The 23,627-nt window shown below is 68.4% G+C and carries 23 protein-coding genes; 12 read left to right on the top strand and 11 right to left on the bottom strand.

Going from position 1 to position 23,627, the window contains the following annotated elements:
- The first annotated feature begins 59 nt into the window (after positions 1-59).
- Entirely contained in the window at positions 60-593 is a 534-nt protein-coding gene (locus F6J84_RS06615) for a pyridoxamine 5'-phosphate oxidase family protein (RefSeq protein WP_150972390.1), read from the top strand.
- Here F6J84_RS06615 and gdhA read toward each other — a convergent pair.
- The 6 genes from gdhA to F6J84_RS06585 all read right to left on the bottom strand — a co-directional run bounded on the left by gdhA (position 586) and on the right by F6J84_RS06585 (position 6,155).
- Positions 586-1,932 carry an NADP-specific glutamate dehydrogenase gene (gdhA, locus tag F6J84_RS06610; protein ID WP_150972388.1) on the bottom strand — a complete coding sequence of 449 codons (1,347 nt, stop codon included), beginning with the start codon at positions 1,930-1,932 and terminating at the stop codon, positions 586-588. The two genes, F6J84_RS06615 and gdhA, sit on opposite strands and share 8 nt — an antisense overlap.
- Positions 1,933-2,009: 77 nt before the next feature.
- The gene (locus tag F6J84_RS06605; RefSeq protein ID WP_150972386.1) at positions 2,010-2,507 is read right to left on the bottom strand and encodes a cupin domain-containing protein; all 498 of its coding nucleotides are present in this window, start codon (positions 2,505-2,507) and stop codon (positions 2,010-2,012) included.
- A 143-nt stretch (positions 2,508-2,650) separates the two neighbouring features.
- Positions 2,651-3,655, bottom strand: a complete 1,005-nt coding sequence (locus F6J84_RS06600; protein WP_150972384.1) for an MBL fold metallo-hydrolase — start codon at positions 3,653-3,655, stop codon at positions 2,651-2,653.
- A 153-nt stretch (positions 3,656-3,808) separates the two neighbouring features.
- Positions 3,809-4,330, bottom strand: a complete 522-nt coding sequence (locus tag F6J84_RS06595; RefSeq protein ID WP_191905774.1) for a hypothetical protein — start codon at positions 4,328-4,330, stop codon at positions 3,809-3,811.
- Positions 4,331-4,667: 337 nt separating this feature from the next.
- Complete coding sequence (locus F6J84_RS06590; protein ID WP_150972380.1) at positions 4,668-5,378, bottom strand: alpha/beta fold hydrolase; 711 nt, start codon at positions 5,376-5,378, stop codon at positions 4,668-4,670.
- 63 nt (positions 5,379-5,441) lie between these two features.
- Positions 5,442-6,155, bottom strand: coding sequence for an alpha/beta fold hydrolase (locus tag F6J84_RS06585; protein WP_150972378.1), 714 nt, complete (start codon positions 6,153-6,155; stop codon positions 5,442-5,444).
- 226 nt (positions 6,156-6,381) lie between these two features.
- Between F6J84_RS06585 and F6J84_RS06580 the strand changes: the two genes are divergently transcribed.
- Positions 6,382-8,508, top strand: coding sequence for a helix-turn-helix transcriptional regulator (locus F6J84_RS06580; protein ID WP_150972376.1), 2,127 nt, complete (start codon positions 6,382-6,384; stop codon positions 8,506-8,508).
- Between the two features lie 151 nt (positions 8,509-8,659).
- Here the strand turns inward: F6J84_RS06580 and F6J84_RS06575 are convergent, their stop codons facing one another.
- Positions 8,660-9,925, bottom strand: coding sequence for an ABC transporter substrate-binding protein (locus tag F6J84_RS06575; RefSeq protein WP_150972374.1), 1,266 nt, complete (start codon positions 9,923-9,925; stop codon positions 8,660-8,662).
- A gap of 197 nt (positions 9,926-10,122) precedes the next feature.
- Complete coding sequence (locus F6J84_RS06570) at positions 10,123-11,061, bottom strand: LysR family transcriptional regulator (RefSeq protein WP_202980478.1); 939 nt, start codon at positions 11,059-11,061, stop codon at positions 10,123-10,125.
- 234 nt (positions 11,062-11,295) lie between these two features.
- Between F6J84_RS06570 and F6J84_RS06565 the strand changes: the two genes are divergently transcribed.
- From F6J84_RS06565 to F6J84_RS06555, 3 genes are all read left to right on the top strand, one after another.
- Positions 11,296-12,513 carry an acyl-CoA dehydrogenase family protein gene (locus F6J84_RS06565; protein WP_150972370.1) on the top strand — a complete coding sequence of 406 codons (1,218 nt, stop codon included), beginning with the start codon at positions 11,296-11,298 and terminating at the stop codon, positions 12,511-12,513.
- Positions 12,510-13,073, top strand: coding sequence for a flavin reductase family protein (locus F6J84_RS06560; RefSeq protein ID WP_150972368.1), 564 nt, complete (start codon positions 12,510-12,512; stop codon positions 13,071-13,073). The genes F6J84_RS06565 and F6J84_RS06560 overlap by 4 nt, the downstream gene beginning before the upstream one ends.
- Positions 13,074-13,237: 164 nt before the next feature.
- On the top strand, positions 13,238-13,447 hold the full coding sequence (locus F6J84_RS06555; protein WP_150972365.1) for a KOW domain-containing RNA-binding protein: 210 nt from the start codon (positions 13,238-13,240) through the stop codon (positions 13,445-13,447).
- On the opposite strand, the gene F6J84_RS06550 is transcribed toward F6J84_RS06555, so the two are convergent.
- The 3 genes from F6J84_RS06550 to F6J84_RS06540 form a co-directional block, all read right to left on the bottom strand.
- Positions 13,444-14,286, bottom strand: a complete 843-nt coding sequence (locus F6J84_RS06550) for an alpha/beta fold hydrolase (protein WP_150972363.1) — start codon at positions 14,284-14,286, stop codon at positions 13,444-13,446. The genes F6J84_RS06555 and F6J84_RS06550 overlap by 4 nt on opposite strands.
- Positions 14,287-14,363: 77 nt before the next feature.
- Positions 14,364-15,206 carry a glutaminase gene (locus F6J84_RS06545; RefSeq protein WP_150972362.1) on the bottom strand — a complete coding sequence of 281 codons (843 nt, stop codon included), beginning with the start codon at positions 15,204-15,206 and terminating at the stop codon, positions 14,364-14,366.
- 18 nt (positions 15,207-15,224) lie between these two features.
- Positions 15,225-17,021, bottom strand: coding sequence for a carboxylesterase/lipase family protein (locus F6J84_RS06540; RefSeq protein WP_238702624.1), 1,797 nt, complete (start codon positions 17,019-17,021; stop codon positions 15,225-15,227).
- A 651-nt stretch (positions 17,022-17,672) separates the two neighbouring features.
- Here F6J84_RS06540 and F6J84_RS06535 point away from each other — a divergent pair.
- The 7 genes from F6J84_RS06535 (at position 17,673) to kdpC (ending at position 23,602) form a co-directional block, all read left to right on the top strand.
- A complete protein-coding gene (locus F6J84_RS06535) occupies positions 17,673-18,419 on the top strand; it encodes a MerR family transcriptional regulator (RefSeq protein ID WP_150972358.1) in 747 nt (248 codons plus the stop codon).
- A 206-nt stretch (positions 18,420-18,625) separates the two neighbouring features.
- On the top strand, positions 18,626-18,781 hold the full coding sequence (locus F6J84_RS15785) for a universal stress protein (RefSeq protein ID WP_150974724.1): 156 nt from the start codon (positions 18,626-18,628) through the stop codon (positions 18,779-18,781).
- A 75-nt stretch (positions 18,782-18,856) separates the two neighbouring features.
- A complete protein-coding gene (locus tag F6J84_RS15465) occupies positions 18,857-19,015 on the top strand; it encodes a hypothetical protein (RefSeq protein ID WP_191905773.1) in 159 nt (52 codons plus the stop codon).
- Positions 19,012-19,101 (top strand): potassium-transporting ATPase subunit F, encoded by a 90-nt coding sequence (locus tag F6J84_RS06525; protein WP_150972356.1) that lies wholly within the window; start codon positions 19,012-19,014, stop codon positions 19,099-19,101. Before F6J84_RS15465 ends, F6J84_RS06525 begins: the two co-directional genes overlap by 4 nt.
- Positions 19,101-20,789 (top strand): potassium-transporting ATPase subunit KdpA, encoded by a 1,689-nt coding sequence (gene kdpA / locus F6J84_RS06520; protein WP_150972354.1) that lies wholly within the window; start codon positions 19,101-19,103, stop codon positions 20,787-20,789. The genes F6J84_RS06525 and kdpA overlap by 1 nt, the downstream gene beginning before the upstream one ends.
- A gap of 2 nt (positions 20,790-20,791) precedes the next feature.
- A complete protein-coding gene (gene kdpB, locus F6J84_RS06515; protein WP_150972352.1) occupies positions 20,792-22,969 on the top strand; it encodes a potassium-transporting ATPase subunit KdpB in 2,178 nt (725 codons plus the stop codon).
- Positions 22,970-22,990: 21 nt separating this feature from the next.
- Positions 22,991-23,602 (top strand): potassium-transporting ATPase subunit KdpC, encoded by a 612-nt coding sequence (gene kdpC / locus F6J84_RS06510; RefSeq protein ID WP_150972350.1) that lies wholly within the window; start codon positions 22,991-22,993, stop codon positions 23,600-23,602.
- Positions 23,603-23,627 lie beyond the last annotated feature (25 nt).

Genomic DNA, 23,627 nt, shown 5'->3' with positions numbered 1-23,627 from the left:
CCCGCGTCTCCGGGATCGCCGCCCATCATCGTGTCGGCGGTCCCGGATACCGTCGGAGCATGTACGAGACGCGCCAGGAGATCGCCGACCTGCAGGGTCTGATGGACCGGTCCCACGCGGCCGGATCAGCGCACCTCCGCGAGATCGTCCAGGGCGAACGCCGGCTGACCGCGGCCCGCGTGGTCGACGAGCTCGTCGGGATGAAGGTCCTGAGCCTCGCCACCGTCACCGCGCGGGGGGAACCACGCGTGAGCGCCGTGGACGGTCACTTCCTGCACGGCGCCTGGACCTTCGGGACGGACGGACGCGCAGCCAAAGCACGTCACCTCGGCGTCCGGCCCGCAGTGAGCGCCGCGCACGTGGACGGCGAGCGGCTGGGTGTGTTCTGCCACGGCGAGGCGGTCCGGTTCACACCGGGCCATCCGACGTGGACCGAGACGATCGCGCACTGGCGCACGCACTACGGCAGCGACCCGACGACCTGGGGCGACGACATCCGGATGTACCGGATCACGCCGTCCTGGTTCGTCGGCTACGGCGTTCCCGACCGCCCCGCGGACGGCGGCGCGGTCGACGACTCCGGGATCAGATGACGCCGAGCGCCAGCATGGCGTCTGCCACGCGGGTGAATCCGGCGATGTTCGCTCCGGCCACGTAGTTGCCCGGCGTCCCGTACTCCTCGGCGGTGTCCAGGCACCGGTCGTGGATGGAGCGCATGATCTCGCCCAGACGCTCCTCGGTGTAGTCGAACGACCACGAGTCGCGGGACGCGTTCTGCTGCATCTCCAGGGCGCTGGTCGCGACCCCGCCGGCGTTGACCGCCTTGCCGGGGGCGAACAGCACGCCCGCCTCCGTGAACACGCGCGTCGCGCCGGGGGTGCACGGCATGTTCGCGCCCTCGGCCACGATGCGGCAGCCGTTGCGCACGAGGACACCGGCCGCAGCCTCGTCGAGTTCGTTCTGCGTCGCACACGGCAGCGCGATGTCGCAGGGGACGTCCCAGATCGACCCGCCGGCGACGAAGGTCGCGCGCGGCCGACGATCGGCGTACTCGGAGATACGGCCGCGTTCGACGGACTTGACCTGCTTGAGCAGCTCGAGGTCGATGCCGTCCTCGTCCACGACGTAGCCGGAGGAGTCCGAGCACGCGACGACGCGGCCGCCGAGCTGGTGCACCTTCTCGACGGCGTAGATCGCGACGTTCCCGGATCCCGAGATGAGGACGCGCTTGCCGTCGAACGACTGCGACTGGGAGCGCAGCATCTCGTCGACGAAGAACACCGTGCCGTAGCCGGTCGCTTCCGTCCGCACCTGCGAGCCGCCCCAGGTGATGCCCTTGCCGGTGAACACACCGGACTCGTAGCGGTTGGTGATGCGCTTGTACTGACCGAAGAGGTAGCCGATCTCGCGGCCGCCCACCCCGATGTCACCCGCGGGCACATCGGTGTACTCGCCGATGTGGCGGTACAGCTCGGTCATGAAGGACTGGCAGAACCGCATGACCTCCGCGTCGGACCGGCCCTTGGGGTCGAAGTCCGAGCCGCCCTTGCCGCCGCCGATCGGCATGGCGGTCAGGGCGTTCTTGAAGATCTGCTCGAAACCGAGGAACTTGACGATGCCGAGGTACACGGTCGGGTGGAACCGCAGGCCGCCCTTGAACGGCCCGAGCGCCGAGTTGAACTCGACCCGGAATCCACGGTTCAGCTGCGTGCGACCGGCGTCGTCGACCCACGGCACGCGGAAGATGATCTGTCGTTCGGGCTCGCACAGCCGACGGATGACCTCGGAATCGGCGTACTCCGGGTGCTTGGTGATGACCGGACCGAGGCTTTCGAGGACCTCGCGAACGGCCTGGTGGAATTCCTTCTCACCGGGGTTGCGGCCGACGACCTCGTCGAAGACGGATACGAGACGAGTATCGAGCGTGGGCACAGCGGTTCTCCGTTCCGAGCGCCTGTGAAGCCTGGGCGCACCGTGACGACATTACCGTGACGCGGAGGACCGATTCGTCACTCGTGGCAGTGCGACAGGTCCGTCTCGGCGAGAGGCTTGTGTTCCGGCGTGACGTAGGTGACCCAGAGCACCACGTCGGATTCGCCCTCGTTGCGTCCCTCGTGGGGGTAGCCGGTGCCCTCGATGATCGACTCCCCGGCCGAGTAGACCCGCACGCCGCCCGGGTGCGTCTCGGCGTAGTGCGTCAGCTCCCCCTCCTGCACGACGGCGATGAGCTGCCCGTAGTGGCAGTGCTCGCCGGTCCCTGCTCCCGGCTCGATCGTGATCTCGCGGAAGGTGACGTCCACGCCGTCCGCCCCGCCGTCGACGGCGACCTCGACCGGCTCGGCCTGCTCGCCGGAGGCCAGGTCGACGGCACGGACGGGGGCCTCGGAGGCCGCGGGAGTCGGCGTCGATCCCGCAGGGGTGACCGCTCCGCAGCCCGCGAGCAGCATCCCGCCCGACAGGATCAGTGCCGCCCAGCGTGTCCGTGCTCCGCGCGCCTTCGCTCGCATGTCGTCCCCCCGTATCCCCCGGCGCGGAGCCCCCGCGTCCTCCTGGACCCTAGCCGCCCCGCCCCGCTCCCCGCTTCCCCCTCTTTTTCCCGCGAGACTGCATAGTGGGCACGAGACAGCGCGTAGCGACATCCGTCTCGTGGTCAGCGTGCAGTCTCGCGGGAGGACGACGGGGAGGACGACGGGGAGGACGACAGGGAGGACGACGGGGCCGAGGCGGACGACGCCCGCAGGATGTGGCCGCGGTACAGCTCGGTCTGAGCGAGCGCCGAACGCAGCGTGAAGCCGTCCAGCGCCGCGAAGCCCCCGCTCCAGGTCAGACGTGACGCCAGCTCCCACGTGCTGAGGTCGGATTCGGCTGCCACCACCTCGGCGACCTGGGCGACGCGGCGGAGCACATGCGCCCGGGTGGCCGAGAGTCGCTCGCCCAGATCCGAGAAGGCCTGGCCGTGGCCGGGGGCCGCCTCGTGGTCGCGGTAGGGTTCCAGCCGGTCCAGCGATTCGAGGTACGCCGCCACGGGATCGGGTCCGGGGTCGGCGCTGAGACCGAGGCCGGGATGCCCCGTGGGCAGCACGTGGTCGCCGGTGAACACGAGCCGCTCCCCCTCCAGCGCGAGGCAGACGTGCCCGGCGGTGTGGCCCGGCGTCGATATGACGAGCCCACGGGCGTCGTCGCCGAGAACGATCCGGTCCCCCGTGCGGAACGTCCGGATCGCGGACCGGACCGGGAAGCGCACCGGCGTCGAGGCGAACCGGATGCGGTCGCGTTCGCCGGTCGGCATGCCCCACCGCTCCGCGTGGACGTCCGGGTCGCCGTATCGTCGCTCCCGCGGCGTGAGGACGTCCGGGAGTTCGTCCTCGTGCACGTGGAGCGCCGCACCGCTCGTCTCGGACAGCCAGGCCGCCAGACCGATGTGGTCGGGATGATGGTGGGTCCCGATGATCGCCGCGACGTCGCGCACGCCGAAGCCGAGGGCGTCGAGCGCCTCCTCCAGCCGGGAGGCATTGTCGCCCTCGTGCGCCCCGGGATCGATCACCACCACGCTGTCACGCGAGCGGATGAGGTAGACGATGCTGTACCCGCCACGGGGCCCGAACGGCATCTCGAGCGCCCAGATCGATTCGCGCAGCTGCTGCATCTCACGCATCCGTCGATCCTCTCATCGGCACCGCGACGGCCGGGGCCGCAGGGACCATCCTGACCTGCCGCACGGAAACGGACGGCCCGCATTCCGTGCAGCGGGACGCGCGTCATCGCCGCCGTGATGGCCGGGTCAGCCCGACGAGTATGACCGTGATGCTCAGAAGTAGGCCTCGTGCACGGCCTCGGAGACGCTCCGCGTGCGAATGTCGGACCAGCCCAGCACGGCCACCCCGTGCACGCCCGTGGCATCCAGCGTGTGCTCCGTGAGCCGCTCCGCGAAGCAACCGGCATCCTCGCACCCGGTGACATCCAGCACGGTCACCTCGACGTCCCGGCCCACCTCGCGCTCGAACTCCATGTGCCGGCGTGTGGCCGCGGCGGATGCTGCTCGCCTGCGGCGCATCTCATGCTGCGGTCCGGCGACGATCACGATGACGAGGTGCCGGACGGAGGGGTGCGTCCGTACCACTCGTGCCGCCGCGGCGGAGCGTTCGCGCAGGAGGCGCGTCGCTTCCCGGCCCGGGCCGGCAGCGCGCAGATCGACGCCCACAACCACAGCCCGCGGCATCACGAGCGGTGCCGCGGTGTCGTCGCAGAGGACCGCCACCGGCGGATCCTGCGTGAGCAGTGGAGAGAACGTCTCCAGCACATCGCCGAGGACCAGGATGCGAGGGATCAAGACAGCCACCAATCGTCGAACCGAACGTCAGCGAAGACGCTGCCGACCAGACTTCCCAGCTCACCATGCACGTACGCGGCGCCCACGCTACACCGGCGGCGGGAGATCCGGCGCGCAAACGCCGACGACGCCGATCAGTACGTCAGCGCCGCCGGAACGAGGTTGGCCGTTCGATCCCCCACACCCGATCTCCACCAGGTGGGATAGCCGCGCGAGCCGACCGTGTCCCCGTCGGCCTCCCGGCGGGCCCCCTCCCGCGGAGACTGACGGCTCCGTCGCACGGACGCAGACCGGGCCGGCTCGCGCAGCGCGGGCCGGCCCGGGGAGACGGCCGTCGTCACTGCACGGCCACGAGCGCATTCCGAGCGGCGGTCTGGATGACCTCGGCGACCGCCTGGGGCTGCGTGAAGTACGAGGCGTGACTGGCGGTGACGTAGGTGACCTCGGAGCCCGCCCGCGCCGCCATGCTCTGCAGCATCGCCTGGTCGAACGCCTTGTCCTCGGTCGCGATGACGGCCCAGGAGGGCTTGTCCCGCCATGCCGCGTGCTCCACCGGCGTCTCGAAAGCCGCCATGTTGACGGGGACCTGCGCATCGCGCAGGAACGCCGCGTCCGCTTCGCTCGCCTCGGCGACGAAGCCGCTCTGGAACCGCTCGAAGTTGAGGAACCCGAATCCGTCGTCTCCGACATCGATGATGAACTCCGGGGTGGGGGCGAACCCCTCATACTGCTTCGCCGTGTTCTCTCCGCTGTCCGGGGCGAGCGCCGAGACGTACACCAGCCCGGACACAGACGGGTGGTTGCCGGCCGCGGTGATGACCGTGCCGCCCCAGGAGTGGCCGACGAGGATCGTCGGACCGTCCTGCATGTCGAGCACCCGGTTCGTCGCCGCGATGTCGTCCTCCAGCGAGGTGAGCGGGATCTGCACGCTGGTGACGCGGTGTCCCTGTGCGGTGAGGATGTCGTACACCCCGCGCCATCCGGAGCCGTCAGCGAACGCCCCGTGTACGAGGACGATGTTCGTGATCGGTTCATTCGTAGAACTCATGATCGTGTTTCCTTTCCATTCCTCCGCCGACGTTCGGCGGCAGTTCTCCGGGGAGGGCGGGGGTCAGCCCGCTATCGCCGCGAGGATCGTCCGGGTCACGACATCGGGCTGGGAGACGCCGATCGCGTGGGAGGCCTCCTCCACGACCGTGGTGCCGCGGGACCCGGCGCGCACGGCGAAGAAGGCGATGGCGGCGGCCGGGATGTTCCTGTCCGCTCCGCCGTAGACGAACCAGGAGGGCAGCCTCCGCCAGCCGGGGGCGGAGGTGGCGAGCGGCCCGTTCAGGGCGCGGTCGGAGAATCCGCGCTGGGTCGCCGCCATCAGCGCTGCCGTCGCCGCGTCCACATCCGCGCAGAACTGCTGGTGGAACAGTTCCGTGCGGATGGTGAGATCGGTCTCCCCCGAGCTGAGCGCGACACCGGAGACGGCATCGCCCAGCGTGCTGCCCGGGTACAGAGCGGTGAGGGCGGCGGCCGATTCACCGGTGTCGGGGGCGAAGGCGCTGACGTAGACCAGGGCCTGGACGTTGCCCGCGGACTCCGCCGCCTGGGTGATGACGACACCCCCGTAGGAGTGCCCGACGAGTACGACCGGACCGTCGACGCCGCGCACGACGTCCGCCACGTACTCGGCGTCACCCGTCACGCTGCGCAGCGGGTTCGCCACCGCGAACGCGCGGACACCGTTGTGCGTCAACCGCTCGATGACGCCGTTCCAGCTCCCGTTCTCGGCGAACGCTCCGTGGACCAGCACGACGGTGGTGTTGCTCTGGGACATGATGGTCGCTCCCCTCGCCGCCCGGTGCGGTACCGGGCGTCCTCCCGGCTGTGCGCCGGTGAGTCGATCCTGCGGCGCTGAGGTGACCCGCGCGGAGAGTCGATCGACTCGGACGAGTCATCGGCGGGTCGCGAAAGCGGATCGCGGCGCACCCGGGTCGTGTGACCCGGCTCAGCGGACGCGGGTGAGGGGTGCGCGCTGACCAGGCCTTTCCATATGATCAAGCATGGTCACCCGATCGCCCGACGGGACCGACATGCCGACGCCGTCCGCTCTCGTCCTCCGGCACGTCGAGAACATGTACGGCGCGCCCGGCGCTCCCGCGGGGGCGATCGCAAGGCTCTCCCGCCAGGACCAGTGGTCCGATGCGCTCCCCCGGGTCAGCGATCTGACCCCGGAGGGTCGGACCCTCGCCGCCGACTTCCGGGCGCTGTCGCCGGACCTCCGCGGCAGCCTGCTCGCGCTCGCGCTGCAGGAAGACGTGAGCGCGGCTCCGCTGGACCGGGCCGCGGCGGCGGCCAGCGGGTTCGTCGATGTCGAGCGCATGGGCCTGGTCACCTGGATGTCACCTCTTCATCGGCTCGCGGTCGTCGCCGGATCCGAGCCGGACGACCACGGAGTCGCCGGCCGCGCCTGCTTCTCCGGCCCGCGGCGCGCACACGGAGGTGCGCTGCATCTCTTTTTCGCCGGCGAGCCGGTCGAGATCGCCGACCTCGTGGCGGCGGCGGACTACTTCGCGCGTGCGGATCGCCCGCCCTGGGCGGTGTTCTGCCTCGTCCGGGCGGCCCAGACGGCCTCGTCTCCGGAGCTCGCCGCATCCCTCGCCGCCCAGGCCGCGAACGCCGCTGTCTTCGACGGGGACTTCGGGATGGCGGACAGGGTGCTGGAGACGTTCATGTTCTCCGACACGCGTGTGCTCATCCGGGAGAGCGCCCCGGCACGGGGTCTGCGGCAGGCCCTGCTGGAGGGGGACAGTGTGGCGGCGAGGGAGACCGTTCTCGCACGGCTACGCCAGGACGGTCTCGATGACCCGGCCGTGGGGGAAGCGCTCACCGTCTACGCGCTCGCCACCATCGTGGACGGCGATCCGCAGGCGTGGGAGGGGTTCCTGCAAGCCTGCTCTACCGCGGCCATGCCTCTGCATCCCGCGATCACCGCGATCGCCGCCACGATCGTTGCGCCGGACACCGCGTTCGAGCCGCATCTCACGTTCCCCACCACCCCCGACGGCCGCGGGTGGTCGCAACTCGCGGGATGCGTGGCAGCGCTGCTCCAGAGCTACCGGGACATGCGACGGGGAACGTCCGCTCCGTGCGGCGAGTTGCCCACGGGTGCGGGAAACAGACTCGTGCGCACGGTCGCCGCGACGTGGGAGTCGGTCATCCGTGCCCACAACCAGCACTGGGACAGGCTCGAGACCGTGGTGCGCATCGGGATGGAGACGACCGTAACCGTACCGATCCCGCTGATGCGCATCAGTGCCGAGACGCTCCTCGCCCTGGCGGAGGCGTTCCGCGGCGAGCGCGACTCGGCGAAGGAGCGGGTGGATCGCATCCGCGCCGATCCCGTGCTCCGGCGCGCGTACCGGCTCAGGACCGTGCTGGACTCCGTGGAGGTGATGATCGAGGGGCCGCGGGGGAACCACGAGCATGCGCTGGCGCTGCTGTCCACGCGGGAGCCCGACGTCCTGGACCTCACCGCCGGCCCATACGGTCCGGTCGAATTGTTCGACTTCGTCGACTACGCCATCCTTCTCCAGCGCGACGAGGATGCCGCGGAGCGCGTCGAGCGCACCCGCGAACTCCTCCGCCCTCATCGCCTGGAGCGCGCCGAGTTCGTCCTGGCCGCGTGCGACGCAGCGCTCGCCATGCGCAGGGACCTGCGGCCGGCGGAGGATCTCCTCGCCCGCGCGCAGACGCATCCGTTCGTCTACGAATCCGCCCGGCTGCGCCTCGTCTATGCGGAGCGGCTGAGGAGGCTGAACCGCACTGCAGAAGCACGGCGGCACCTCTTCCGCGTCGAGCACGAGCTGCGCAGTGTGCAGGCGGGCGCCTGGCTGGAGCGGGTGCAGCGCGAGCTTCGAGCGTGCCAGCGCGAGATCGCCGTGCGAGTGGGCGATCTCACCGACCAGGAGACCCGGATAGCGGAGCTGGCGGCGGAAGGACTGTCGAACAAGCAGATCGCGGCCCGGCTGTACCTCTCACCCCGCACCGTTGGCGGGCACCTCTACAAGATCTTCCCCAAACTGAGCGTGACCACCCGCGCCCAGCTGCGTGATGCGCTGTCCGAGGGTGAGCGTGCCGGCCGGGGACCGCGTTCCGCGGACGACGGGGCCGCTCCCGGCGCCGGGTGATGCGACGTGGGGCGGCGCGTTCTGGCTCCCGCAGCGTCCGACCATGCGTATTCCGGCGCCTGCGCGGACGCAGCCGAACGGATCCGCGGGTTTCCACGCCGCGAAGAGCGCACGGGGGCTCGGCCGCGTGCCGCGCCGAGCCCCCGAACGCTCAGGAGATGGAGTCCGCCGGCCCGAACCCGGCTCCGTTGAACTCCATGACCACGACATCGCTCATCGCGGGCCGGTCCTCGTGCGTGGCATCGATGAGTCCGCCATCGAGCAGGAATGGCGCGGAGAACCCGGACACCGAACGCAGCGCTTCCATGAAGCTCGCCCGCGTGGGCTCCGTCATCTTCGTGAACGCCTCTTCGAGGATGGACGCGCCGATCCAGCTCCACACGCACTGAGGGAATCCGGGGACGTCCGTTTGCGCCGTGTACGTGTGCAGAGCGTCGAGGAATCGCTGGCCTTCTTCGCTGTCCTGGAACGCGGGCGAAGCCGCTGACAGCGACGACGCCGTCGAGTAGATTCCGGCGAAGGAGTCCGCCACGCCCGACGGTTCGAGCAGGGCGGGGCTGGATGAGGTGGAAGGCAAGAACAGGCTCGGGCTCCACCCCAGGGTGTGGGCTTGTTGCAGTGAACCGATCACGAGCGGCGCGAGCGAGGACATCGCGTTGAAGAACACGTCGGCGTCGGTCGACGCGAGATCGGTGATCTGGGCGTTGACTTCGGTCGCGGTTGCCTCGTAACCGATCTCCTTGACCACTTCGATGTTCTCTGCACCCTCGATACCCAGCTTGAATCCCTCGACGTAGCCCAGTCCGAAATCGTCGTTCTGGTAGAGGATGGCGACGCGATGCTCTCCCGGGCTGGCTGCGAGGAGCTCTCCGAACGCTTGGCCCTCCTGCTGGTAGATCGGCAGGAGCCCGAGCTGCCAGGGGCTCTCGGCCCGGTCGCTGAAGAGCGGGTCCCCGGTCTGGACGAGGACCTGCGGGACTTCGGCTGCGATGGCAGCATCCCGGAACGCCCTGTTCGTCGGGGTACCGAGGCTCAGCGCCGTTCCGAACACCCCGTCGGACACCATCTGCTGAAAGTTGGCGAGTGCTCTCTGCGGGTCATAGCCGTCGTCATACGCCTTGAACTCGACGTTTCGGGTCTTGCCATCCCCGAAGGTGATGCCGCCGTCGGCGTTCCGTGATTCGAAGTACGCGATCGCTCCGTCCGCCGCACAGTTGCCGACGCCGGCGGCGCTTCCGGACAGCGGCGACGTGGTGCCGAAGGTGATCGTGGTGTCGGTGATACCCGGCGAGGCGGTGACCTCCCCTTCCTCAGCCTCCGCGTCCCCGCCGCGCGCGCAGCCGCTCATCGCCAGCGCGATGGTGCAGAGCGCGGCGAGCGCCACGACGTCTCTTCTCGTCCGTTTCGTGATCTTCATCGAGCAGAACCTCCCTGGTATTCGCGTTCGGATGCCGCACAGAACTCGCCGCTGAGTCCTGCGCCCTCGGCTCCGCCTGCTTCCGGTGTACCCGGAAGCTCGCGCGATGCTGCCCATGGTTCCGGGCGTGCATATGACGGGTCAAACCGGACAAATCGTGCAGCTAGAACGATTTCTCCGTGTTTGGGGCGAGCCGATCACCGGTAGTGGGCGCGCGCGAGCCGTTCGAGCGCTTTCGCGCGCGGTGACAGTGGAACATCCCTCGGCCAGGCGAGGACGACGGGGCACCCCTTGACCTCAGGGAGGATCTCTTTCTCCACGATCGAGAATCCCTCGTAGCTCGACTTATTGGTGGGGCGCTGAACGAGGAGCGCGTAGGCCAGATTCCGGGCCACGAGGGAACGTGTGAGTTCGTAGGTCTGCGTGCGATGACGGATATTCGGCTTCAACCCCACATCGTGGAACAGTGACATCGCGTACCGCGCGCTGGGCGCCTGGTTGAAAAGGGCCAACGGCTCCGTCGACAACTGTTCGAGCGTGACGAAATCCGCAGACGCCAGCGGGTGATCTGCGGCGAACAGTGCGTAGGCGCGGGGCTCATAGAGCGGCACGGACGTCAATGCCTCGGACAGATCGAGGTCGTACATGATCGCGATGTCGAGTTCTCCGGCGAACAGGCCCTCCTGCAGACGGATCTGGTCGCCCTCCACGAGGTCCACCGTGACGCGCGGATGATCGGTCTCGAATGTCTCGAGAAGGCGGGGCAGAACAGTGGGCGCGAGCGTGACATAACACCCCACGACGAGCGGGCCGGTGAGCTCCTGATCGTTCCCGCGCGCGAGGTAGCTGATCTCCGCCGCCTGAGCCAGGAGCCGCTTGGCCTCCACGAGCAACACGCGCCCGACCGGGGTGAGGGTGACCCCCTGGGCTCGGCGTCGGACGCAGAGGTCGGCCCCGAGCAGCCGTTCCAGCTCGCTCAGCGATGCGGCGACGGCTGAGGGCGACATGAACAACCGCTCGGCAGCGCCCGCGAGGGTCCCCGCGTCCGCTACAGCGACGAAGTGCGCCAGCTGGCGAAGCGAGAAGTCACTCCAGTTCGGCGCCGGGTGTTCGTCCCCGATGACCGACTCGTCCACATTCGACCTCCTCGTCGCTGTGATCTTGTGTCCGCCCCCGCGCATACATCAATCAGACTGCGGAAGTAGTGCGATTAACCGATCTTGACCGAGGTAGGACGTGATCTGCAACATCGGCGGAGGAGGACACCGACGGGGTCGCCCCGCGACGTCAGCGAGGAGTTGGCCCAGCGGTGACTCTTCGACTCGCAGGTTTTGAGAACGCGACCAGTGCCGGTCGCACAAGGAGGACTCATGAGCACGCTCGTAGATCGTCATGCATCGCGCGAGAATCCCCCAGCGCCCCCGAAGCCCGATATGTCCGCGCGGGACATCCTCGCCGCCGCGGAGACGCTCGTTCCCATGCTCAAGGAACGGGCAGTGGAGATCGACGCCAACCGCCGAATCCCCGACGATGTGTACCGTGCGGTCCAGGAGGCCGGCCTTCTGCATGTTCTGAAGCCGAAGAAGTATCACGGCCTCGAGCTGACCGAACACGAGCACGCCAAAGTCGCGATGACCCTCGCACGCGGGTGCGCATCCACGGCCTGGGTCTTCTCCATCCTCAGCTCGGACAACATGGCTGTGCTCTCCTTTCCGGAAGAGACCCAGGACGAGATCTGGGGCGATGACAGCTACGCAACGCTCGCGGGCAACACCAACCTGAATCTGAAGGCGAGCACCCGTCGGGTTCCGGGTGGGTACCGTCTGTCAGGCAGTTGGGGGTTCTGCAGCGGATCGGACTTCTCCGAGTGGCTCATCTTCAACGCTCCCGTCGGCGAGGCGGGCGAGGGGCACATGTTCATCGTTCCCGCCGCCGATGCCGAGACAGTGGATGATTGGACACCGACCGGTTTGCGCGGGACCGGTAGCCGAACGAAGGTCGTCAGGGACGTGTTCGTGCCGGACCACCGCGTCATGCGCACAGCCGACACCGTCGACAAGATTCAGGAGCGCCGTGGGCTCCACCCGACCTTCGACGCCATGTACGCGCCCTGGCCGTCGTACGGGCGCTTCACCTTCGCCGGCGTCGGCGTGGGGGCGGCGATGGGGGCCGCAGAGGATTTCGCGGCGACGGCCGGATCCACCAGTCGCGTCGCCAACGCGCTCGGCGGCACGCTGCGGCTCACGGATCAGGACTATGTGGCAACGGAGTACGCCGAGATCACCGGCGAGCTCGAGATGGCAAGGCGGCTCATCGAGTACCGCAGCAGGGAAGCCTCTGATCTGGCGCACCAGCGGGTCGTCCTCGACGAAGCCCAGCTCGCGGAGCAGGTCCGCGACAACTCGCTCGTGGCTCGAGTGGCCTTGCGTGCCGCGCAGCGCCTTCAGATGATCGTCGGAGCGAAAGCCGGCTTCCCTCAGCATTCCGCCTCCCGCGCCAAGCGTGACGCCGAGCTCGTCGCCTCGCACGTGACCCTGAACTGGCGACAGGCTTCCGTGCGATACATGTCGGCCATGGTGAACGGATGAGTCGGACGATGGTCGCCTCCCGTCGACGTCTCAGCGGGCGCCCGCTGACCGCGGATCATTTCACGGTCGCGTTCCGGCTGCATCCAGGAGGCGTCGCGCTCGTCACCGCGGATGCCGCCGACGGGCCCGTCGCCCTCACCGCGAGCTCGCTGGCGTCCGTCAGCGCGTCCCCGCCCATCTTCATGTTCTCCGTCTCCAGTCAGTCCTCCAGCACGGCGACCCTGCGTTCGTCGACCACCGTCGTGGTCCACCTGCTCGACGCGGCCGCGCAGGATCTGGCCGAGCTCGGAGCCACCTCCGACATCGACCGTTTCGGTGACGAGAGCTCCTGGGCTCGCCTCGACACCGGCGAACCCGTGTTCCCTGCGGCCCGCGCGTGGATCCGGGGACGCGTCCTGCACCGCCTGGATGCCGGTGGATCCACGGTGATCGTCGCAGAAGGCGTCGAGTCGAGTATCGGCGACGATCACGTCGAGCAGTACGGAGAGCGTGACGGACTGGTGTACTTCAACCGCTCCTGGCATACCGTCGGCTCGCACACCCGACTTCCCGGTCACTGAGCAGGAGCGCGGCACCGCCGGGTGGGCAGCAAAAGTGACCCACCGACGAGACCTACGCGACTCTCACCGACGCGAGAGCCCCTGCTCCCCCGGCAGGCTGGCGAACGACGGGACCCACTCGGGGTCCCGTCGTTCGGAACACCCAGGGAGAGAGGGACGAGCAGATGGACGAGTTCAAGGTAGGCAACACCGTGCAGGTCACCGGGTCCGTCATGACCGGAAACGTCGGAACAGTCATCTGGATCGACAAGAAGCGCGAACGATACCTGGTGCTGATCACCCCTCAGACGCAGAACTACTTCACGGCGTCTGAGCTGAAGATCTACTCGCGATGGCAGCCGGCGCACCGTTCCCCCGCGGATGCGGCGCCCTAGGCCTTGAGGAAGTCGATGAGCGCCGCGTTGACCTCGTCGGCGTGGGTCCACAGGAGGCCGTGGGGTGCACCCTCGATCTCTACATAGTCGGCCTCGGGGAACGCGTCGCGGAAGCGACGCCCGGTGGCATCGATCGGAAGGATGTTGTCCTTGGTCCCGTGCAGGATCAGAGCCGGCTTGCCGGTGGCACGAACGGCATCCACATCCGCGCGGAAGTCCTCGACCCAGGACGCCACGACCGCGTACGCGGCGACCGGAGCGCTGGCGATCGCGACGTTCCAGCTGGCTGCGACGGCTTCTTGACTGATTCGGGTCCCGAGGTTCTCGTCGAGGTTGTAGAAGTCTTGGTAGAACTGCGTGAACCAGGCGTACCTGTCCCCCTTCGCGGCTGCGGCGATGCCGTCGAACACCTCCTGCGGCACGCCATCGGGATTGTCCTCGCGGGCGACGAGGAAGGGCTCGAGCGAGGCCAGGAACGCGAGCTTCGCCACCCGCTCGTGTCCGTACCGTGCCACATACCGTGCGAGTTCTCCGGTGCCCATCGAGAAGCCGATGAGGACGACGTCGCGCAGATCCAGGGTGTCGAGGATCGTGTTGAGATCCGCCGCGAACGTGTCGTAGTCGTAGCCGGTGCCGACCTTCGACGACTGCCCGAAGCCGCGACGGTCGTAGGTGATCACGCGGTAACCGGCGGCGAGGAGTTCGCGCGTCTGTCGCTCCCAGCTGTGACCGTTCAACGGGTACCCGTGGATGAGCACGACCGGCTGCCCTTTCCCCTGGTCCTCGTAGTACAGCTCGACGGGGGTGCTGTTCTCCTCGCCGACAACGATGTGGCCCATGATGTTCGTCCATTCCTCGGTATCCAGTCGGATGCTGGAAGCTCATGGCCATCAGAATCCATGTGCTCACCACAGGGTCAAGACCCGTTTTCCCACCCCTCGGGCGGAGCGCCCAGAACCTGCTCGACATCACGGACGACGGTGACGCGGCCACCATCGCCCGGGCGGGGGTCCGGGATCATCGACTCGGGGTCGACGAGATAGACGTCATGGCCGTCCAGCGTGAGCCGGCGCACGGCCTCGAGGAGCATCCGCCGGCCGGTACGGGGGTTCACCCCCCGGTTGGCCCAGGTCGCTGCCATCACGGCCAGGTCCCGGGTGGTGACGAGCACCGAGCACTGGCGGATGTATCCATCGACCGCTGCCCTCGGGTCTTCGGTCAGGATGCCGTAGCTGCGGAGCATGTGCGCGACGGCGAGGTTGCGGTGCGCACTCTCCATTTCCGAGGCGCACACCGTCTCGTCGACCGTCAGCTCACGGCCAGCGAACGCGGACAGGCCACGGACGACGGGCTCGACCCTCTCGGTCGGCGGCAGACCCTCTGCGCCGGCGACCGAGTGGGTCGTGATCGCGCCCGCGTTGATCATCGGATTCCGCGGGCGCCCCGTTTCCCTTTCGACGGAGATCCCATTGAACGCCTCGCCGGACGGCTCGACGCCGACCTTTGCGAGCACCGGAGCGAAGCCACGGTCCGACAAGGCCAAGGCGTACACGAACGGTTTCGAGATCGATTGGATCGTGAACTCGGCATCGACGTCACCGGCACCGTAGACCTCACCGTCGACGGTGGCGAAGACGGCGCCCAGCCGCCCAGGATCCGCTGCCGCGAGTTCGGGGATGTAACCCGCCAGCTCACCCTGCGTGTTGGACTCCACCTCCGCAAGGACGTCCGTCAGGTAGTCGGGAACGATGGAACGCATTCATCCTCCTCAGCGCCATCACGAAATCGGGCCGGCATAATCCATCCAGAAGTCGATGGCATCCGCACGCGGATGCGGAGTCGGCACACCACCGGTCGCGCTGAACTCCATCACCTGATCCGGCGCATCGTCCAAGGCCGGCCAGGGCGTGAGCTCGGGTGCGTGGGAATGCCCCGTACGCACGAACGCCGCCCAGTGCCCGCTCATCTGATCGCGCAGCCGGTAGTCGGTCGCGGTGTAGTCCGCGTCGCCGTCAGCGCCGAGATTGTCGTAGGCGTACGCCACCTCGGCGCCGTGGTAGGCGCCGTACTTCTCCAGCCCCGATTCGGGCGGGATGTGGGAGAAGAAATACAGGTACGCAGGTTGCCGACCGGACTGCGTCTGCAGATGCGCCCACCGGAACATGGCCCGGGTCATGACTCTGTCGGTCTCTGCACGCAGAGCGGACTGCAGCGCCTGCTCCGGCGTGTCACCCGGGTAGAGGCGGAGGAACCCGTCGGCCAGGTCGCCATAGGTCTTCTCCGCCGACGAACGGTACTCGTCGACGTCCACGCGCGGAGGGATGGCGAGGGCGAGGGACGCTTCATCCGCATTGCTGCCGACGAGGATCGGCACGTCGTGCTGCCTGCCGGAGGCGTAGATGTCCGCGGGCGGGAGGGGCAGGACGTACCCGTCGATGGCGGGACGCCAGTGCGCGGCGAGGTCGCCGGCTGCCTCGAGGATGCGGTCGACCGGCATCTCACGCATCTCCGCCATCGTCGCGCCGCCGAGCTGCTCGCTCAGGCGCCGGCCGGCGTCCTCCGCCGCGTCCCGGGTGTCGAATTGGTCTCCGTTCTCGACGTCACCGCTGGTGCCCATGCACGCTCCGCTGCCGGCGATGATGCCGTGGACGAGGCCGTGCGAGCGCGGCGTCGCGCCCAGGATGCAGACGCTCTCGCCGCCCGCGGATTCGCCGGCGACCGTCACCCGGTCCGGGTCACCGCCGAAAGCCCCGATGTTGTCCCGCACCCACTCGAGCGCGGCGATCTGGTCGAGGATGCCGTAGTTGCCCGAGGCGTCGTGCTCGGACTCGTCGGCGAGCTCCGGGTGGGAGAGGAAACCGAACACACCGAGCCGGTAGTTGATGGTGACCGTAATGATGTCACCGCGCGAGGCGAGCGCTGCACCGTCATAGAGCGGCAACGCCCCCGAGCCGGTGGAGAAGCCCCCGCCGGGGACGTAGACCAGGACGGGCAGAGCACCGCCCATCGGCGCGGTGCTGCGCCAGATGTTGAGCGAGAGGCTGTCCTCGCTCACCCGGTAGGGGTTGAACAGGGTGCCTTCCAGGGGCAACTGCAGGACCCCCGAGAGCGCCCGGGTGAGGAAGCTCGAGGTGCTCTGCACGGGAGCAGCGGAGAAGCGGTCGGCGACGAACGCCTCCGCACGCGATGGGGGCGGCTCAGGCGCCCGCCATCGCAGATCACCGACCGGGGGCTGCGCATAGGGGATGCCCGCGAAGACCTCCACGCGGCGGGCGTCGTCCACCACTCCCTGCACGGGTCCCTGCCGTGTGGAGACCCGGGCCGTCGGCAACGGGTCGTCGCCTCCCGCCGCCCGGGTGCCGGCGGGTGGGTAGGCGAGGACGGCCGTGCCGCACACCAGGACCGCCGCGAGCAACCACGCCCCCATCCGCGTAGGCGTTCGTCGTCGACCCACCCAGCGCGCGCCCGCGGGGATCACCGCGAGGAGCGCCAGCACGAGCAGCCAGCCCCACCACGGGCTGCGGTTGAGCCACGTCAGCGCGAGCGCGACGACCGCCAGCACGATCAGCGGCACCGCGAATCCCGGTCGACGAAGGAACCCATGCCCCTTCCCTCCACGGCCCCCGGCGCCCGTGGGATGCGCCTTCCGGTGTTGCCGGCCGTGCTCGGCCCGGCGGATGCCGGCCATGTCACCGCTCGGATTCGACTGTGTGATCCGTCACGGACGATGTCGCGTCCAGCGCTGCCCGGACCAGGTGACTCAGATCGATGGATGTCGTCGGAGGCAGGGCGATGTCACCGGGCCGTTGTCCGTACATGTCGTTCATCCCCCGCCCTGAACGGGCGGACCGTTCGGGCACCCGGGCCACCGGCCCCACTGACTCATCGATGCGTTCTTGCAGCGGGTACATGGCTCGGTTCATCTCCTCGGGGTTCGCGTGTCGAACGTCTTCGACTGCGGCACCAGTAGAGACCGTGTTGTCGGAACGAGGTCAAGCCGCTCCGGATTCCTCCGCAGGGCTGCGCCCCGGCCGCGAGCGTGAAGACGATGGCTTTTCCGGCTGACTCGGGATCCGTGTCCCCGGCACAGGGTCCCGATCAGCCGTCGTATGAACGTCCACGCGCCCGCTTGACCTTGTGCCCAGCACACGGACTTGACTGAGCTTCGCTTCCCGGCGCAGACGCACCGCGGAGAACACTGCCGACAGAGGACGAGGATCACCGCATGGGATGGAGCACACGAGAGGTCGCGAATCTGGCCGGCACCACCGTCAACACGGTGCGGCATTACCATCGGGTCGGGCTCCTCGACGTGCCGGATCGGGCATCGAACGGGTACAAGCAGTACCAGGTGAGACACCTCGTTCGACTGCTGCAGATTCGACGTCTCCGGGACCTCGGAGTGCCGCTCGAACGGATCGAGCACGTCGGTGGAGACAGCGACCCGTCCTCGCAGGCGCTCGCCGCGATCGACGCGGACCTGGCCCTGAGCATCGAACGGCTCCAGCGTGCCCGCGCAGAGATCAGCGCGATCATGCAGGGATCGTCCGCGACGGACGTCCCGAGCGGGTTCGAAGACGTGGCGGCGCGTCTGTCCGCCCCGGAACGCGCATTGATGCTCATCTACTCCCAGCTCTACGACGAGGATGCGATGGCCGATGTGCGGAAGATGCTCGAGACGCACCGCGACGAGGTGACTGCGGCGTTCGATGCGTTGGCGCCGGACGCCGACGAGACTCAACGGCGACAGCTCGCCGAGAAGTACGCACCGAAGGTGGCGCGCAGCCTCGCCGAATACCCGTGGCTGAGCGACCCCACTGAACACCTCTCCCAGAGCCCCGAGATCGCCCAGAAGGCGCTCTTCCAGTCGATCGTCGCGCTCTACAACCCTGCACAGATCGATGTCATCGCCCGTGCGAGCGTCATCGCGCAAGAGCTGCTCCCGGAGATGGCCGAAGGCCGGCATGAGTGATCCCGCCGGTTGACCGTGGTGCTCGCCTACGCCATCGGAGGCGTAGACGTCGAAGGCGACACGTCCACGTGCGCGGACTGGCCGGCGACCGGCGAGCTGTCGACGAGATCGCGGCCGTGAGAGGGCGAAAGGCACCCTCCCGCCACCCAGGGAAGCCCTCGAAGTCCGCATGAAATCAAGGGATCTGGCGTGGGTGAGCATCGTTCATCTGTGCCCAGTTCTCGCCCGATGCTGTCGTTAGCAGCCGCGGAAGAGGCGGGTTCGCCGGGCTCCTGTGGGGTTCCGGTCAGTGCAGCGTGTGCCGCCACGGACCATGTCCCGTTCTGGTCGTTCACGCGGGGCCATCTGGGATCGAAGCATGAGGATCCTCCTTTCCTCCGTATGGATTCCGTAAGGACAGCCGCCTGCGGCTTGGCGCGGGTATTGCATCAGGTTTCGTGCCGCTCGGCACCCGCACCACAGTCGTCGTGCGGCGTTCACGCCGGCCCTGCTGGCCGATCCGGGAGTCTCTTGTGCTCGATGTGATCTATCTCCTGGCCACGATGGCGATATTCGCGCTGGTCGCATTCATCGCGAAGGGGGCGGATCGGCTGTGATCGTCTTCTCTGCCGTTGCCAGCGCGCTCGCCGTTGCGGCGATCGTCTATCTGCTGGTCGCCCTCGTCTCTCCGGAGCGATTCTGATGGCCCCGGATGCCGCCGCCATCTGGTCAGGCGTGCTCCAGGCCGCCACGCTGCTGCTGATGCTGGCGCTCCTCTACCGTCCCCTCGGTGACTGGATCGCTCGCATCTACACGAGCCCGAAGGACTGGCGCGTCGAGCGTGGGCTGTACCGGGTCGTCGGTGTCGACTCGGGATCGGAGCAGACCTGGACCGCGTACGTGCGAGCCGTGCTGATCTTCTCGCTGATGGGCGTGCTCTTCGTCTACGCCCTGCAGCGGTGCCAGGCGGTGCTCCCCTACTCCCTCGGGCTACCGGCCGTCCCCGAGGGTCTCGCCTTCAACACGGCGGTGTCGTTCGTCACGAACACCAACTGGCAGTCCTATTCGCCCGAACTGACGATGGGCTACACCGTCCAGCTCGCAGGGCTCGCCGTGCAGAACTTCGTCTCCGCCGCGGTCGGCATCGCCGTGGCGATCGCGCTGGTTCGGGGCTTCGCGCGCCGCGACTCGACGACGATCGGCAATTTCTGGGTCGACCTGGTGCGTGGCGTCACACGACTGTTGCTTCCTCTGGCCGTGATCGGTGCGCTCGCGCTGCTGGCCGCGGGTGTCGTGCAGAACTTCACCGGTTTAACCGAGGTCGCGACGATCACGGGGGGAACACAGGTCCTGCCGGGCGGGCCCGTCGCTTCGCAGGAGGCCATCAAGGAACTCGGCACCAACGGCGGCGGGTTCTTCAACGCCAACTCGGCGCATCCGTTCGAGAACCCCACGCCCTGGAGCAACGTGCTCGAGATGCTGCTGATCCTCGCGATCCCGTTCGCGATGCCGCGCGCATTCGGCAAGATCATCGGCGACAACCGTCAGGGATACGCCATCCTGGCCGTCATGGGGGCGCTCTTCGTCGCCTCGATCGTCGCCGGGACGTGGCTGGAGGCTCTGAATCTCGGTACCGCACCCCAGCTAGCGGGCGCCCCGATGGAGGGCAAGGAACAGCGGTTCGGCCTGTTCGGCTCGACGCTGTTCGCCGGGGTCACCACCCTCACTTCGACCGGCGCCGTCAATTCCATGCACGATTCGTATACCGCGCTCGGCGGCATGATGCCGATGGTCAACATGATGCTCGGAGAGGTGGCCCCCGGCGGGGTCGGTTCCGGGCTGTACGGGATGCTGGTGCTCGCGGTCATCGCCGTCTTCGTCGGCGGGTTGCTCGTCGGTCGCACCCCGGAATACCTGGGCAAGAAGATCGGGCCCCGCGAGATCAAGCTCGCCAGCCTCTACATCCTCGTCACCCCGACCCTCGTGCTCGCCGGCACAGCGCTCAGTTTCGGAATCCCCGCCATCCGAGCGGATATGGAGTCGACCTCCATCTGGAATCCCGGTATTCACGGCATGAGCGAAGTGCTGTACGCCTTCACGTCGGCGGCGAACAACAACGGCTCGGCGTTCGCCGGGCTCACGGCCAACACCCCCTGGTTGAACACCGCGCTCGGCATCGCGATGCTCCTCGGCCGGTTCATCCCCATCGTCCTGGTGCTCGCACTGGCGGGGTCCCTCGCCGCGCAGTCCACACGACCGACCACCGTCGGCACCCTCCCCACCCACCGCCCGCAGTTCGTCGGGCTCCTCGCCGTCGTATCCGTGATCATCACGGCGCTCACCTATTTCCCCGTTCTCGCGCTGGGTCCCCTGGCGGAAGGGCTCGTCTGATCATGTCCACCTCATCCATTGCCCCTCTCCCCGGCAGCACGACCCTGGACGCCGGCCCCCGCTCCCCCCGGGGACCCAAGCCGACCGGCACCTTCGGCTGGTCTGCGCTGGTACGAGCGCTGCCCGGCGCGCTGCGCAAACTGAACCCCACGGCGCTGTGGCACAACCCGGTCATGTTCCTGGTCTGGGTGGGGGCAGCCCTGACGACCCTGATCGCTCTGGCCGAACCGTTCCTCGGCGGCGCCGAGCAACCCGGCGGCGACGCCGTCCCGGCCGGCTTCACCTGGGGCATCGCCGTCTGGTTGTGGCTCACCGTCCTCTTCGCCAACATCGCCGAATCGGTCGCCGAAGGACGCGGAAAGGCCCAAGCTGCCAGCCTCCGCAGGACACGCACCAGCACGATGGCCCGCCGGGTCGCCTCGTACGACCCGGCCATGGATCCGACGGCCGAGGATGCGCCCCTGGTGGAGGTGGCATCTTCGGCCCTTCAGCTCGGCGACCTGGTCGTGGTCTCCGCGGGCGAGCTCATCCCCGGGGACGGGGATGTCGTGCAGGGCATCGCCACGGTCGACGAATCGGCCATCACCGGCGAGAGTGCGCCCGTCGTCCGGGAGTCCGGCGGCGATCGCAGCGCCGTGACCGGCGGCACCCGGGTGCTGTCCGACCGCATCGTGGTCCGCATCACCTCGAAACCGGGCGAGACGTTCGTGGACCGCATGATCGCGCTTGTGGAGGGCGCCAGCCGACAGAAGACCCCGAACGAGATCGCCCTGAACATCCTCTTGGCGAGCCTGTCGATCGTGTTCGTCATGGTCGTACTCACGTTGAACCCGATCGCGTCCTACGCGGCCAGCCCGGTCAGCATCCCCGTTCTCGTCGCCCTGCTGGTGTGCCTCATCCCGACGACCATCGGCGCCCTGCTCTCAGCTATCGGCATCGCCGGGATGGACCGCCTCGTGCAACGCAACGTGCTGGCGATGTCCGGCCGTGCCGTCGAAGCGGCCGGCGACGTCACCACACTGCTGCTGGACAAGACCGGGACCATCACCTACGGCAACCGCCGAGCGACGGACTTCATCCGGATGCCCGGAATCACGGACGACGACCTCACCCGGGCCGCCGCCCTGGCGTCGCTCGCCGACCCCACCCCGGAGGGGACATCGGTCGTCGAGCTCGCCGGAACGCGCGGCATCCGCGCCCACCTGCCCGCCGATGCGGTGGTGGTGCCGTTCACCGCACAGACCCGCATGAGCGGGCTGGACCTCGCCGACGGCACGATCCTCCGCAAGGGAGCCGGATCCGCCGTGATGGCATGGCTTGAGGCGGCAGGCATCCCCCTCGACGACAGCACGCGCGGCCACCTGACCCGCGAGACCGACGCGATCGGTCAGACCGGCGGCACACCCCTCGTGGTCGCAGAGATCGACGCATCCGGCCACGGCCGTCTTCTCGGAGTCATCCATCTCAAGGATGTCGTCAAGGAGGGCCTGCGCGACCGGTTCACGGAGCTGCGCAGCATGGGCATCCGCACCGTGATGATCACCGGGGATAACCCGCTGACCGCGAAGGCGATCGCCGCAGAAGCCGGCGTGGACGATTACCTGGCAGAGGCCACCCCGGAGGACAAACTCGCCCTGATCGCGCGCGAACAGGAGGGAGGCAACCTCGTCGCGATGACCGGTGACGGCACGAACGATGCCCCGGCCCTCGCCCAGGCGGATGTCGGCGTGGCGATGAACACCGGCACGTCCGCGGCGAAAGAGGCCGGCAACATGGTCGATCTGGACTCGGACCCGACCAAGCTGATCGATATCGTGCGGATCGGCAAGCAACTGCTGATCACCCGCGGGGCCCTCACCACCTTCTCCCTGGCGAACGACATCGCGAAGTACTTCGCGATCATTCCCGCGATGTTCATGACGGTCTTCCCCGGCCTCGCCGCGCTGAACATCATGCAGCTGCACTCCCCCGCATCCGCCGTCACCAGCGCGATCATCTTCAACGCGATCGTCATCGTCGCGCTGATCCCCCTGGCGCTGCGGGGAGTGAAGTATCGCCCCGCGGGCGCAACGCAGATCCTCAGTCACAACCTGCTGGTCTACGGACTCGGCGGCGTCATCGCCCCCTTCATCGGCATCAAGCTCATCGACCTGGTCGTGAGCCTCATCCCGGGCTTCTGAGCCCGACACAGGAGTGACCACATGACTTCCACCCGCACCACCTGGCGCACGACAGGGGTCGCACTCCGTGCGATGCTCGCCTTCACCCTCATCCTCGGCATCGGATACACCGCAGCGGTCACCGGCATCGGCCAGCTGCTCCTTCCCGCGCAGGCGAACGGCTCGGTCCTCACAACGACGGATGGCGCCGTCGCCGGCAGCGCACTCATCGGCCAGTCCTTCACGGACGCCGACGGCACCCCACTTCCCCAGTACTTCCAATCGCGCCCGTCCGCGGCGGGCGGCGGGTACGACGGCGGGGCATCCGGCGGCAGCAACTGGGGCCCGGAGAACGACGACCTGATCGCCGCCATCTCCGAACGCCGCGCGGTGATCGCCGACCTCGAGAGCGTCGACCCCACCGACATCCCCCCGGATGCGGTGACCGCATCCGGGTCCGGTCTGGACCCGCACATCAGCCCCGACTACGCGCTCCTGCAGGCGGACCGCGTCGCGCGAGCACGAGGGGTCGACCCACAGACGGTCCGCGCGCTTGTGGAATCCGCGACCCAATCCCGCGACCTCGGGTTCCTCGGCGAACCGCGAGTGAACGTGCTCGAACTCAACCTCTCCCTCGATGCCCTGCGGAATTGACGTGCGCCGCGACGACGACGGGCGC

This window comes from Microbacterium caowuchunii (assembly GCF_008727755.1).
Taxonomy (GTDB): Bacteria; Actinomycetota; Actinomycetes; order Actinomycetales; family Microbacteriaceae; genus Microbacterium; species Microbacterium caowuchunii.
The sequence above is the reverse complement of the archived record's forward strand: the minus strand, read 5'-3'. Positions and strand labels throughout refer to the sequence as shown.